13 protein-coding genes are annotated in these 12,866 nt (G+C 72.2%); 10 read left to right on the top strand and 3 right to left on the bottom strand.

The window, feature by feature from the left end; all coding sequences use genetic code 11:
- Positions 1–32: 32 nt before the first annotated feature.
- From ACILQ5_RS14255 to ACILQ5_RS14245, 3 genes are read right to left on the bottom strand one after another with little or no spacing between them, the layout of a single operon-like run.
- Positions 33–857 carry an ABC transporter permease gene (locus tag ACILQ5_RS14255; protein WP_395658679.1) on the bottom strand — a complete coding sequence of 275 codons (825 nt, stop codon included), beginning with the start codon at positions 855–857 and terminating at the stop codon, positions 33–35.
- A complete protein-coding gene (locus tag ACILQ5_RS14250; RefSeq protein ID WP_395658678.1) occupies positions 854–1,861 on the bottom strand; it encodes an ATP-binding cassette domain-containing protein in 1,008 nt (335 codons plus the stop codon). The genes ACILQ5_RS14255 and ACILQ5_RS14250 overlap by 4 nt, the downstream gene beginning before the upstream one ends.
- Positions 1,862–1,915: 54 nt before the next feature.
- Entirely contained in the window at positions 1,916–2,713 is a 798-nt protein-coding gene (locus ACILQ5_RS14245; protein WP_395658677.1) for a maleylpyruvate isomerase family mycothiol-dependent enzyme, read from the bottom strand.
- Between the two features lie 77 nt (positions 2,714–2,790).
- Between ACILQ5_RS14245 and argC the strand changes: the two genes are divergently transcribed.
- Genes argC through ACILQ5_RS14195 form a run of 10 tightly spaced genes read left to right on the top strand, consistent with a single transcriptional unit; the run spans position 2,791 to position 12,473 of the window.
- Positions 2,791–3,819: an N-acetyl-gamma-glutamyl-phosphate reductase gene (argC, locus tag ACILQ5_RS14240; protein ID WP_395658676.1), complete on the top strand. Its 1,029-nt coding sequence runs from the start codon at positions 2,791–2,793 to the stop codon at positions 3,817–3,819.
- Positions 3,816–4,964 carry a bifunctional glutamate N-acetyltransferase/amino-acid acetyltransferase ArgJ gene (gene argJ, locus ACILQ5_RS14235; RefSeq protein ID WP_395658675.1) on the top strand — a complete coding sequence of 383 codons (1,149 nt, stop codon included), beginning with the start codon at positions 3,816–3,818 and terminating at the stop codon, positions 4,962–4,964. Before argC ends, argJ begins: the two co-directional genes overlap by 4 nt.
- 8 nt (positions 4,965–4,972) lie before the next feature.
- Positions 4,973–5,911 carry an acetylglutamate kinase gene (argB, locus tag ACILQ5_RS14230; protein WP_395658674.1) on the top strand — a complete coding sequence of 313 codons (939 nt, stop codon included), beginning with the start codon at positions 4,973–4,975 and terminating at the stop codon, positions 5,909–5,911.
- Positions 5,908–7,092, top strand: coding sequence for an acetylornithine transaminase (locus ACILQ5_RS14225; protein ID WP_395658673.1), 1,185 nt, complete (start codon positions 5,908–5,910; stop codon positions 7,090–7,092). Before argB ends, ACILQ5_RS14225 begins: the two co-directional genes overlap by 4 nt.
- Positions 7,089–8,027 (top strand): ornithine carbamoyltransferase, encoded by a 939-nt coding sequence (gene argF / locus ACILQ5_RS14220; RefSeq protein WP_395658672.1) that lies wholly within the window; start codon positions 7,089–7,091, stop codon positions 8,025–8,027. Before ACILQ5_RS14225 ends, argF begins: the two co-directional genes overlap by 4 nt.
- Positions 8,024–8,569, top strand: a complete 546-nt coding sequence (locus ACILQ5_RS14215; protein ID WP_395658671.1) for an arginine repressor — start codon at positions 8,024–8,026, stop codon at positions 8,567–8,569. Before argF ends, ACILQ5_RS14215 begins: the two co-directional genes overlap by 4 nt.
- Entirely contained in the window at positions 8,566–9,999 is a 1,434-nt protein-coding gene (gene argG, locus ACILQ5_RS14210; RefSeq protein ID WP_395658670.1) for an argininosuccinate synthase, read from the top strand. Before ACILQ5_RS14215 ends, argG begins: the two co-directional genes overlap by 4 nt.
- The gene (locus tag ACILQ5_RS14205; protein WP_395658669.1) at positions 9,999–10,463 is read left to right on the top strand and encodes an NUDIX hydrolase; all 465 of its coding nucleotides are present in this window, start codon (positions 9,999–10,001) and stop codon (positions 10,461–10,463) included. The genes argG and ACILQ5_RS14205 overlap by 1 nt, the downstream gene beginning before the upstream one ends.
- Positions 10,460–11,887: an argininosuccinate lyase gene (gene argH / locus ACILQ5_RS14200; RefSeq protein ID WP_395658668.1), complete on the top strand. Its 1,428-nt coding sequence runs from the start codon at positions 10,460–10,462 to the stop codon at positions 11,885–11,887. The genes ACILQ5_RS14205 and argH overlap by 4 nt, the downstream gene beginning before the upstream one ends.
- Positions 11,871–12,473 carry a DNA-3-methyladenine glycosylase gene (locus ACILQ5_RS14195; protein ID WP_395658667.1) on the top strand — a complete coding sequence of 201 codons (603 nt, stop codon included), beginning with the start codon at positions 11,871–11,873 and terminating at the stop codon, positions 12,471–12,473. Before argH ends, ACILQ5_RS14195 begins: the two co-directional genes overlap by 17 nt.
- The last annotated feature ends 393 nt before the right edge of the window (positions 12,474–12,866 follow it).

Genomic DNA, 12,866 nt, shown 5'->3' with positions numbered 1-12,866 from the left:
CACCACGGTGCTGCCCACCGCTGCCTCTCGGATCACATCTTCCGGCTGTAGGACCGCACCGAGAGCGGCAGGAAGACCACGACCACGGCCAGGCAGCCGAGGAGCGCCCAGCCGACGTTGGTGGTGAACTGCCCGTCGTTCATCAGGTCCCGCACCGCGTTGACGACCAGGGTGACCGGGTTGATCTTCACGAAGGTCTGCAGCCAACCCGGGAGGGTGTCGGCCGGGACGAACGCGTCCGAGAGGAACGTCAGCGGGAACATGATGAGCATCGAGATGCCCTGGACCGCCTGGGCGCTGCGGGCGACGGTGCCGAAGTAGGTGAAGATCCACGCCAGCGACCAGCCGGCGATCACCGTCATCAGCCAGCCGGCGAGCACTCCCGGCACCCCGCCACCGGGGCGGTAGCCCATCACGACGCCGGTGAGGATCGTCAGGGTCGCCGCGGTGCCGTAGCGGACCAGGTCGGCCAGCGCCGGGCCCGCCAGCGGGGCGATCCGCGCGATCGGGAGTGACTTGAAGCGGTCGAAGACGCCCTTGTCCATGTCCTCGCGGAGCTGGATCCCGGTCGCCATGCAGGCGGTCAGCGCCGTCTGGGCGAGGATCCCGGTGATGACGATCGGCAGGTAGTCCTGCACGCTGCCGGAGATCGCGCCGCCGAAGATGTAGGCGAACATCGCCGTGAAGAGCAGCGGCTGGATGGTCACGTCGAACCACTGCTCGGGGTTGCGGCGCATCTTCTTCAGCGCACGCCAGGCCATGGCCAGGGTCTGGTCGACGGTGTCGCCGATGCTGGGGTGCGCCGCGAGCTCGCGGTCCAGCGGGGTGCTGGTCGGGTCGGTCGTCAGGACGGTCATCGGGTCACCTCCAGGGTGCGGTCGTCGGTGGTGTCCGGGGCGGGTGCGTCGTCGGTGCCGTGGCCGGTGATGGCGAGGAACACCTCGTCGAGGGTCGGCTTCTGCACGGTCGCGGCCGCGATCGACAGGCCGGACTGGCGCAGGGCGATGAGCACGTCGGCCGCCTGGTTGGCGTCGAGCAGGGCCGCGTTCATCCCGCCCGCCTCGGGAGTCAGGACCGGGTCCTCGCCGAGAACCCGGCGTACGACGGCGGCGGCGTCAGGCGTGTCCGCGGGATCGGACATCCGTAGGTGCAGGGTCGAGCTGCCGATCGACGTCTTGAGCTCGTCGGGAGTGCCCTCGGCGACCTTGCGGCCACGGTCGATCACGGCGATCCGGCCGGCCAGCTGGTCGGCCTCGTCGAGGTACTGCGTGGTCAGCAGCACGGTGCAGCCGTCACGCACCAGCTCCCGGATGGTCTCCCACATCTGACCGCGGGTGCGCGGGTCCAGGCCGGTGGTCGGCTCGTCGAGGAAGATCAGCGGCGGCCGGGTGATCAGGCTCGCCGCGAGGTCGAGCCGTCGGCGCATGCCGCCGGAGAACTGCTGGATCTGCTTGTCGGCGGCGTCCTCCAGGCCGAACCGGCCGAGCAGGTCGGTCGCCACCTGCTTCGCGCGCGCGGAGCGCAGGCCCTGGAGGCGCCCGAAGAGCCAGAGGTTCTCGAAGCCGGTGAGGTTCTCGTCGACCGACGCGTACTGCCCGGTCACGCCGAGGAGCTGACGGACCACGTGCGGCTCGCGTCGCACGTCGACGCCGAAGATGCGGGCGCTGCCCCCGTCCATCGGCAGCAGCGTCGCGAGCATCTGGAGGGTGGTGGTCTTGCCGGCGCCGTTGGGGCCGAGCACGCCGAAGACCTCGCCGCGCCGCACTTCGAGGTCCACACCGTCGACCGCGCGCTGCTCGCCGAACGTCTTGACCAGCCCGGCGGCCGCGACGGCCAGGTCGGTGTCCGTGACTCGTGTCATGTGCCCACCCTGCAGCCCGGCGGTTTCAGCCCGCCTTCACGCCGGTTTCACCGGTCAGTTGATGGGGTGGTTCACGCAGGACCGGAACCGGTCGTAGACCTCCGCGTCGCCGGCGACCGAGATCTCCGTGTCCTCGCCGCGGCGCCAGAGCCAGGCGTCCAGTGCTCCGGCCGGTCCGGTGAGCACGACGTCGGCGGGAGTCCCGGGGTCCGGGACGACCCCGAGGTCGTCGATGTCCTCGTGGTGGGTGCCGCTCTCGGGGTCGGTGCCGGTGAAGCGCCCGAGCTGCACCCAGACCGACTCGCCCCGATCGGCGATGTCGACCCGGACGTGCTGGGGAAGCGGGGTGAAGGTGCCCCAGGGCGGCTTGCCCCCGAACATCACGTCCAGCGCCTCGTCGACCCCGTCGGCGGCGAGCGCGGGGTCCAGCGGCGTCACCGCACCGGCGGTGAGCTCGGCGTCGAGCCGGTGGATGAGCGCCTCGTGGGCCTGGCGCCGGAGGATGAAGCCGGCCGTGTGGTCCTGCGACCAGGTCCAGGTCTCCTCGGCCGGGTCGACCGAGGTCAGCTGGTCCAGGAGGAGCCGGGCACCCTCGTCGAAGTAGTCCAGCAGGCCGGCGAGCGTCTCCGGCACCGGCGCGTGGCTGTAGTCCTCGGGCCCCACCGGACGCTGGCGCAGCATCGTCCCCCAGAAGTGCTGGACCTCGCCGAGGTGCCACAGGAGGTCGCGGGCCGCCCAGTCCGGACAGCTGGGCACCGGGGTCCCCGGGTCGCAGTCGGCGAGGACGGCGCGGAAGCGGGCGGAGTCCTGGGCGATGTGGCGGAGGTACTCGGCGTCCGGAAGTCGGGTCATGGTCGCGAACCTAGGCGGCAGCACCGACAGACGCACCTCGATTACATAGACATGCGAACGCATGTATAGTCATGCACATGTCGACCAGGATCGCCGTCGCCGGAGCCAGCGGGTACGCCGGGGGCGAGCTGCTGCGCCTGCTCCTCGGCCACCCCGCCGTGGAGATCGGCGCGCTCACCGGCGCCTCCAACGCGGGGCAACCGCTCGGCGGCCTGCAGCCGCACCTGGTGCCCCTCGCCGACAGGGTGCTCGAGGAGACGTCCCTCGAAACCCTCGGCGGCCACGACGTGGTCTTCCTCGCACTCCCGCACGGCGAGTCCGGGCCGCTCGCCGCGCAGCTCGGCGACGACACGGTCGTCGTCGACTGCGGCGCCGACTTCCGGCTCGCGGACAGCGCCGCCTGGGAGCGGTTCTACGGTGGTGCGCACGCCGGCACCTGGCCCTACGGCCTGCCCGAGCTCCCGGGGCAGCGCGACGTCCTGCGGGGCGCGACGCGGGTCGCGATCCCGGGCTGCTACCCGACCGTCTCCACCCTGACCCTGGCCCCGGCGGTCGCCGCCGGGATCGTCGAGCCCGACGTCACCGTCGTGGCCGCCTCCGGCACGAGCGGCGCGGGCAAGGCCGCGAAGCCGCACCTGCTCGGGAGCGAGGTGATGGGCAACGCCAGCGCGTACGGCGTCGGTGGCGTGCACCGCCACACGCCGGAGATCACCCAGAACCTCTCCGGGCTGGTCGACGGGTCGGTCCGCGTCAGCTTCACCCCGCTGCTCGTCCCGATGCCGCGGGGCATCCTCGCGACCTGCTCGGCCACGCTCACCGCGGAGCTCACGGCGGAGGAGGCGCACGAGGTGTACGCGACGGCGTACGCCGACGAGCCGTTCGTCCACGTGCTGCCGCCGGGCCAGTGGCCCCAGACCAAGTCGGTCACCGGCTCCAACGCGGTGCACCTGCAGGTGACCGTCGACCAGGACGCCCGGCGGCTGGTCGCCGTCGGCGCGGTCGACAACCTCGCGAAGGGCACCGCCGGTGCTGCCGTCCAGTGCATGAACCTGGCCCTCGGGCTCGACGAGACCACCGGCCTCTCGACCGTGGGGGTGGCGCCGTGATCACCGCGCCCCGGGGCTTCCGCGCCGCCGGCGTCGCCGCCGGCCTCAAGTCCACCGGCGCGAAGGACGTCGCGCTCGTCGTCAACGACGGCCCCGCCTTCGACTCCGCGAGCGTCTTCACCGCCAACCGCTGCAAGGCCAACCCCGTGCTGTGGAGCCAGGAGGTCGTCAAGGACGGCACCGTCCGCGCGGTGTTCCTGAACTCGGGCGGCGCCAACTGCTACACCGGCCCCGAGGGCTTCCAGACCACCCACGCCGTTGCCGAGACCGTGGCGCAGTGCCTGGGCATCGGCCCGATCGACGTCGTGGTGTGCTCCACCGGGCTGATCGGGCTGACCAACGACCGCGACCAGGTGCTCGCCGGCGCGCGGGCGGCGTACGACGCGCTCGCGGTCGACGGGGGCGACGACGCCGCCCACGCGATCATGACCACCGACTCGGTGAGCAAGCAAGTCCTCGTCGAGGGGGCCGGGTGGAGCATCGGCGGGATGGCCAAGGGCGCCGGCATGCTCGCCCCGCAGCTGGCGACGATGCTGGTCGTGCTCACCACCGACGCCGTCGTGCCGGCCGCCGACCTCGACACCGCACTGCGCGCCGCGACGCGGGTCAGCTTCGACCGGCTCGACTCCGACGGCTGCATGTCCACCAACGACACCGTGACGGTGCTGGCCAGCGGCGCCAGCGGCATCACGCCGAGCCTCGGCGACTTCACCGCTGCCCTCACCCAGGCCTGCACCGACCTCGCCATGCAGCTCCTCAAGGACGCCGAGGGGGCGGACCACGAGATCGCGATCACCGTCCTCAACGCGGCCACCCAGGACGAGGCCGTCGACGTCGGTCGCAGCGTCGCGCGGTCCAACCTGTTCAAGGCCGCCGTCTTCGGCAAGGACCCGAACTGGGGCCGGGTGCTGGCCAGCATCGGCACGACCAGCGCGCAGTTCGACCCCGCCGACCTCGACGTCGCGATGAACGGCGTCTGGGTCTGCCGGAGGTCGACCCCCCACGCGGACCCGGCCACGGTCGACCTCGAGCCGCGCGAGGTCACGGTGACCATCGACCTGAAGGCCGGCTCCGAGCGGGCGACCGTGTGGACCAACGACCTCACCCACGCCTACGTGCACGAGAACAGCGCGTACTCCTCCTAAGGACGACGATGAGCATCGAGCACACCCCCCACGACCCGAGCAAGCCGGACCCGGCCAAGGCGCGCACCCTGGCCGCGGCCCTGCCCTGGCTCAAGCGCTACCACGGCAAGATCGTGGTGGTGAAGTACGGCGGCAACGCGATGACCGACGACACGCTGAAGCGCGCGTTCGCCGAGGACATCGCGTTCCTGCGGTTCGCCGGGTTCAAGCCGGTCGTCGTGCACGGGGGCGGTCCCCAGATCTCCACCATGCTCGACCGGCTCGGCATCGAGTCCGAGTTCCGCGGCGGCCTGCGGGTGACGACCCCCGAGGCGATGGACGTGGTCCGGATGGTCCTGGTCGGCCAGGTGCAGCGCGAGCTCGTCGGGCTGATCAACGAGCACGGCCCGCTCGCGGTCGGCTGCTCCGGCGAGGACGCCGGTCTGTTCACCGCGACGACCACCGGCACCGTCGTCGACGGCGAGGAGGTCGACCTCGGTCTGGTCGGCGAGGTGACCCAGGTGCGTCCCGAGTCGGTCCTCGACCTGATCGAGGCCGGGCGGATCCCGGTGGTCTCGAGCGTCGCCCCCGACGTGGACGGCGTGGTGCACAACGTCAACGCCGACTCCGCCGCCGCCGCGCTCGCCGTCGCGCTCGGCGCCGAGAAGCTGCTCGTGCTCACCGACGTCGAAGGGCTCTACCTCGACTGGCCGGACGCCGACGACGTGATCGGCGAGATCGGTCCGGAGGCGCTCGCCGAGATCCTCCCGACCCTCGCCTCGGGCATGATCCCGAAGATGAGCGCCTGCCTTCAGGCCGTGCAGCGCGGCGTCCCGCGGGCCACCGTGGTGGACGGCCGCGAGCCGCACGCGGTGCTGCTGGAGCTGTTCACCAACGAGGGCGTCGGCACCCAGGTGCTGCCGGGCGTCGAGACCAAGACCCGGAAGGCGAGGGACGCGAGCCAGTGACCGACTCCACGAGCAGCTACCAGGAGCGCTACGCCGCCTCCCTCATGAACACCTTCGGTCCGCCGAGGCTGGTGCTGACCCGGGGCGCGGGGTCCCACGTCTGGGACGCCGACGGCCGGGAGTACGTCGACCTGCTCGGCGGCATCGCCGTCAACGCGCTCGGCCACGGCCACCCGGCCCTGGTCGACGCCGTCACCGAGCAGCTGCGGACCCTCGGTCACGTCTCCAACTTCTTCACCACCGCCCCTCAGGTCGAGCTCGCGGAGAAGCTGCTCGACGTGCTCGGGGTCGGGGCGGGGGCCGGCAAGGTGTTCTTCACCAACTCGGGGACCGAGGCCAACGAGGCCGCGTTCAAGCTCACCCGCCGCACCGGCCGCACCCAGGTGGTCGCCGCCGAGGGCTCCTTCCACGGCCGCACCATGGGGGCGCTCGCCCTCACCGCCAAGGAGGCCTACCGCGCCCCGTTCGAGCCGCTGCCCGGCGAGGTCACCTTCGTCCCCTACGGCGACGCCGACGCGCTCGCCGCGGCGGTGACCGACGACACCGCGGCGGTGCTGCTCGAGCCGATCCAGGGCGAGGCGGGCGTCGTCGTACCGCCCGAGGGTTACCTCGGCGCGGCCCGTGCGATCGCCGACGAGCACGGCGCGCTGCTCTGGCTCGACGAGGTGCAGACCGGCATGGGGCGCACCGGCGACTGGTTCGCCCACGCGGCCTCCGGCGTCACCCCGGACGTCGTGACGGTCGCCAAGGGACTCGGCGGTGGCTTCCCGATCGGCGCCTGCATCGGCGTCGGCGACGCGGGTGGGCTGCTCCAGCCCGGCAACCACGGCACGACGTTCGGCGGCAACCCCGTCGCGTGCGCCGCCGCCCTCGCGGTGGTGCGCACGATCGAGGACGACGACCTGCTCGAGCACGTCACGGTGCTCGGCCAGAAGCTGCGCGACGGCCTGGCGGCCGACCCGCGCGTCGCCGAGGTCCGCGGCGAGGGGCTGCTGATCGGGCTCGACCTGACCGCCGACGCCTCCGCCGAGGTCGTCGCGGCGGCGCAGGCGGCCGGGTTCATCGTCAACAACCCCACGCCGCGCCGGATCAGGCTCGCGCCCCCGCTCGTCCTCACCGAGGACGACGTCACCTCGTTCCTGGCCGCCTGGCCGGGCATCCTGGACGGAGCGATCGGATGACTGCCACCGGAACGCGACACTTCCTCGCCGACGACGACCTGACGCCGGAGGAGCAGGCCCGGGTCCTCGACCTCGCCTTCGAGCTCAAGCAGGCGCCGTACGACGCCAAGCCGCTCGCCGGCCCGCGCACGGTCGCGATGATCTTCGACAAGCAGACGCTGCGCACCCAGGCGTCGTTCGCCGCCGGTGTCGCCGAGCTCGGCGGGTTCCCGATGACCGTCGACGGCGCACTGGCCGGCATCGGGGTGCGGGAGTCCGTCCACGACGTCGCCCGCGTCCTGGGCCGCCAGGCCTCGATGATCGTGTGGCGCACCTATGCCCAGAGCCGTCTCGAGGAGATGGCCGAGCACGCCGGCGTCCCGGTCGTGAACGCGCTCACCGACGACTTCCACCCCTGCCAGCTGCTCGCCGACCTGCTCACGGTCCGCGAGCACAAGCAGCAGCTCGCCGGCATCACCGTGGCCTTCGTGGGGGACGGCGCCTGCAACATGGGCAACTCGTGGCTGCTCGCCGGCGCCACCGCGGGCATGCACGTGCGGGTGAGCTCGCCGGAGGGCTACGCGCCGGCGGGGGAGATGGTCGCCCGCGCTGCTGCCATCGCCACGACCACCGGGGGCTCGGCAGTGCTCGAGCCGGACCCGGTCGCCGCCGTGACCGGTGCCGACGTCGTCGTGACCGACACCTGGATCTCGATGGGCAAGGAGGAGGAGGCCGCGGCGCGTGCGGAGGTGTTCGCGCCGTACTCCGTCACCACCTCCCTGTTCGAGCAGGCGAAGCCGGACGCGATCGCGATGCACTGCCTGCCGGCCTACCGCGGCAAGGAGATCGACGCCGAGGTCATCGACGGGCCGCAGAGCGTCGTGTGGGACGAGGCCGAGAACCGCCGCCACGCCCAGAAGGCGATCCTGACGTTCCTGCTCGAGGAGTCGACATGAGCACCGCCCTGCGTCCGGGCACCAAGAACGCCCGGCACCAGCTCATCCTCGAGCTGGTCAGCCACCAGGAGGTGCGCTCGCAGAGCGAGCTGGCCGACCTGCTCGCCGAGAGCGGGCTGCGGGTCACCCAGGCGACGCTCTCGCGCGACCTCGTCGAGCTCGACGCGATCAAGGTCCGCGCACCCTCCGGCGCCCTGGTCTACGCGGTCCCCGCCGAGGGCGGCGACCGACGACCCGCGGCGCCCGGCGAGACTGCCGCGGCCGCGAGCCGGCTGGCCCGGCTGTGCGCCGAGCTCCTCGTGAGCGCCGACGCGAGCGCCAACCTCGTGGTCCTGCGCACCCCGCCCGGCGCCGCCCAGTTCCTGGCCTCGGCGTTCGACCGGGCCGAGTTCCCCGACGTCCTCGGCACCATCGCCGGCGACGACACCGTCCTCGTGATCGGCCGGGACCCGCAGGGCGGCGACGACCTCGCCCGGCGCTTCCTCGCCCTCGCCGACACGCACACGTCCGACAGCCACCAGCAGAGAGAAGACACCCCGTGAGCAAGGTCCTGACGTCCCTCCCGGTCGGCGAACGCGTCGGCATCGCGTTCTCGGGAGGCCTGGACACCTCGGTGGCCGTCGCGTGGATGCGCGACAAGGGCGCCGTCCCCTGCACCTACACCGCCGACATCGGGCAGTACGACGAGCCGGACGTCTCCGGCGTGCCCGACCGGGCGAAGCAGTACGGCGCCGAGATCGCCCGCGCCGTCGACTGCCGCCGCCAGCTGGTCGAGGAGGGCCTGGCCGCGATGGCCTGCGGCGCCTTCCACATCCGGTCCGGAGGCCGCGCCTACTTCAACACCACGCCGCTCGGCCGCGCCGTCACCGGCACCATGCTGGTCCGCGCGATGCACGAGGACGGCGTCGACATCTGGGGTGACGGCTCGACGTTCAAGGGCAACGACATCGAGCGGTTCTACCGCTACGGGCTGCTCGCCAACCCCGACCTGCGCATCTACAAGCCCTGGCTCGACCACGACTTCGTCACCGAGCTCGGAGGGCGCGCCGAGATGAGCCAGTGGCTCACCGAGCGGGGCCTGCCCTACCGCGACTCGAAGGAGAAGGCGTACTCCACCGACGCCAACATCTGGGGGGCGACCCACGAGGCCAAGACCCTCGAGCACCTCGACGTCTCGCTCGAGACCGTCGAGCCGATCATGGGCGTGAAGTTCTGGGACCCGTTGGTCGAGATCGCTCCCGAGGACGTCACGATCGCGTTCCGCGAGGGTCGGCCGGTCGCGATCAACGGAGTCTCCTACGACGACCCCGTCGCGCTGGTCCACGAGGCCAACACGATCGGCGGGCGGCACGGCCTGGGCATGTCCGACCAGATCGAGAACCGGATCATCGAGGCCAAGTCCCGCGGCATCTACGAGGCGCCGGGCATGGCACTGCTGTGGATCGCGTACGAGCGGCTCCTCAACGCGATCCACAACGAGGACACGATCGCCAGCTACCACCTCGAGGGCCGCCGCCTCGGCGTCCTGCTCTACCAGGGCCGGTGGCTCGACCCGCAGGCGCTGATGCAGCGCGAGGCGATCCAGCGCTGGATCGCCTCGCTCGTCGACGGCGAGGTCACGCTGCGGCTGCGTCGCGGCGAGGACTACTCGATCCTGCGCACCGACGGGCCCGCGTTCTCCTACCACCCGGACAAGCTCTCGATGGAGCGCACCGAGAACGCCGCGTTCGGGCCGCTCGACCGGATCGGCCAGCTCACCCTGCGCAACCTCGACATCGCGGACTCCCGCGCGAAGCTCGAGCAGTACGCCGCCCAGCCGCTCGACCAGGGCCAGGTCCTCGTCGAGAACGGCACGCTCTACGGCGAGCTCGAGGCGGGCGGGGCGGACCGGATCACGGCCAACCCGGAGGCCCTCGAGGAGCCGGACGAGGTCGCGCTCGACAGCGCCGCGATGGAGTTCGGCACCGACTGATGGAGCCCGTCCACCGCGCCACCGCCCGCGTGCTCCCGGTCAGCCCGGACGGCGCCGTGCTGCTGCTTGAGGAGCAGGACCCCGCGCGCCTCGGCGAGCGCTACTGGTCCAGCATCGGAGGTGCGCCCGACCCGCGCGAGTCGCTGCGGGCGGCGGCGGTGCGAGAGCTCCGGGAGGAGGCCGGGATCCGCGCGGACGCAGACCGGCTGCTCGGCCCGGTGTTCTCCCACCGGGAGCCCTACTCCTGGGGCGGGGTCGACTACGTCGGCGACCACACCTACTTCGCGGTGCCCCTCGACCGCGGCGCGGAGATCAGCTTCGACGAGCTGGAGCCGGAGGAGGTCGGCAACGTCCTGGGCGCCGGCTGGTGGCTGCCCACGACGATGGCCGGTGTCCCGGTCCGCCCCGCCGACCTCCCTGACATCATGACCAGCGCCATCGCCGCGGTGAGAGGACAGCAGTGAGCAGCACGAACACCGGGAAGCTCTGGGGCGGCCGGTTCGCCGGCGGTCCCTCGCCCGAGCTCGAGGCGCTCTCGCGCTCGACCCACTTCGACTGGCGGCTCACGCTCTACGACATCGCGGGGTCGCACGCGCACGCGAAGGCACTCGGTGCTGCGGGCTACCTCAGCCCGGCGGAGGAGGCGGAGGTCCACCGCGGCCTCGACGTGCTCGCCCAGGCGTACACCGACGGTGACCTGCAGCCCGACCCGTCCGACGAGGACGTGCACGGCGCCCTCGAGCGGCTCCTGGTCGCCGAGGTCGGTCCGGAGATCGGCGGCCGGATCCGTGCCGGTCGCAGCCGCAACGACCAGATCGCCACGCTGTTCCGGTGCTTCCTGCTCGACCACTCGCTCACGGTCGGTGGGCTGCTGCTCGACCTCGTCGACGCGCTGGTCGTCCAGGCCCGCGACCACCTGGTCCCGGGCCAGGAGAGCATCATGCCCGGCCGCACGCACCTCCAGCACGCCCAGCCGGTGCTGCTGTCCCACCACCTGCTCGCGCACGCGTGGACGCTGCTCCGCGACGTCGACCGGTTGGCCGACTGGCGCCGCCGCACGTCCGCCGAGTCGCCGTACGGCGGGGGAGCGCTCGCCGGGTCCAGCCTCGGGCTCGACCCGGAGCTGGTGGCCGCCGAGCTCGGGTTCGCCGGCACCTCCCCGAACTCGATCGACGGGACCGCCTCCCGCGACTTCGTCGCCGAGCTCGCGTACGTGGCCGCCCAGGTCGGCGTGGACGTCAGCCGGATCGCCGAGGAGGTGATCCTCTGGTCGACGAGGGAGTTCGGGTTCGTCACGCTCCACGACTCGTGGTCGACCGGGTCGAGCATCATGCCGCAGAAGAAGAACCCCGACATCGCCGAGCTGGCCCGAGGGAAGTCCGGGCGGCTGATCGGCAACCTCGCCGGCCTGATGGCGACGCTCAAGGCGTTGCCGCTCGCCTACAACCGCGACCTGCAGGAGGACAAGGAGCCGGTCTTCGACTCCGTCGACACCCTGGAGGTGCTGCTGCCGGCGTTCACCGGGATGGTCGCGACCCTCGTCTTCGACACCGAACGGCTCGCCGAGCTGGCCCCGCAGGGCTTCTCGCTGGCCACCGACGTCGCCGAGTGGCTGGTGCGCGAAGGGGTGCCGTTCCGGGTCGCCCACGAGGTCGCCGGTGCGTGCGTCCGGCGCTGCGAGGAGCTCGGGGTCGGACTGGACGGGCTGACCGACGAGCAGCTGGCCGAGATCTCGCCGGCCCTGACGCCCGCGGTCCGCGACGTCCTGACCGTCGAGGGGTCGGTGGCCTCGCGCGACGGGCGGGGCGGCACGGCTCCGGTCCGCGTCCGCGAGCAGCTCGACCAGGTCGTCGCCGTCGCTGCCGACCACCGTGCCCGGCTCGGCTGACCTGTCGGGACCGGTCCTCGAGACCGCCCCCAGGCTCCTCGGCGCGGTGCTGCGCCACGGGGAGGTCGCGGTCCGGCTCACCGAGGTCGAGGCGTACGACGGCGCGGACGACCCCGGCTCGCACGCGTTCCGGGGCCGCACCCCGCGCAACTCCGTGATGTTCGGGCCGCCCGGGCACCTCTACTGCTACTTCACCTACGGGATGCACGTCTGCTGCAACGTCGTCTGCGGGCCGGAGGGCACCGCGAGCGCCGTGCTGCTGCGCGCCGGCGAGGTGGTCGACGGCGTCGACGTGGCCCGGGCCCGCCGCCCCGGCGCGTCCGACCGCGACCTGGCGCGGGGTCCGGCCCGGCTCTGCAACGCCCTCGGCATCACCCTCGACCACGACGGCACCGACCTGACGTCGGGTCCGGTGACCCTCGAGCCGGGCCCGCCGCCGGCGGAGGTCGCGACCGGCCCGCGGGTGGGTCTGCGCGCCGCCGCCGACCGCCCGTGGCGGTTCTGGGCGGTGGGGGAGCCGACCGTGTCGGCGTACCGCCCGGCGGCGCCGCTGCGGCCCCGGGGCCGACCCGATTTGGGGTCGTGAGACGCCGGTGCTAACGTTCTTCTCGTCGCGGTGAGCGACTCCCTCTTCGGGCCGCGAGGCCAACCGAGCGGAGTTGGCGCGCGCCCGGCACCAGCGAGGATCGCCCCGAGTTGACGGGGTGGGTCGGAGCCGGTAAGTTTTTGCAGGTTGCCCCGCCACCGGGCCCGCGAGGGTCAGGGTCGGGTGCGTCTGATTCTTGAGAACTCAACAGTGTGTCATAGTCGACGAATTAGTTTGTAATGCCCCGTTGGCTGGTTGCCTGCTTTGTCAGGTGGCTGGTTGATGGTTTCTTTGACAATGATTCTGACAATTTAGTCAGTGTCTCCTGTCAGGCATCTCTTTTTCTGGGTGTGCTCTTCGGGGTGTGCCTGGGTGTTGTTTTCAACGGAGAGT

Source organism: Nocardioides sp. (assembly GCF_044226305.1).
Taxonomy (GTDB): domain Bacteria; phylum Actinomycetota; class Actinomycetes; order Propionibacteriales; family Nocardioidaceae; genus Nocardioides.
This window is presented reverse-complemented; position numbering and strand designations above follow the sequence as displayed.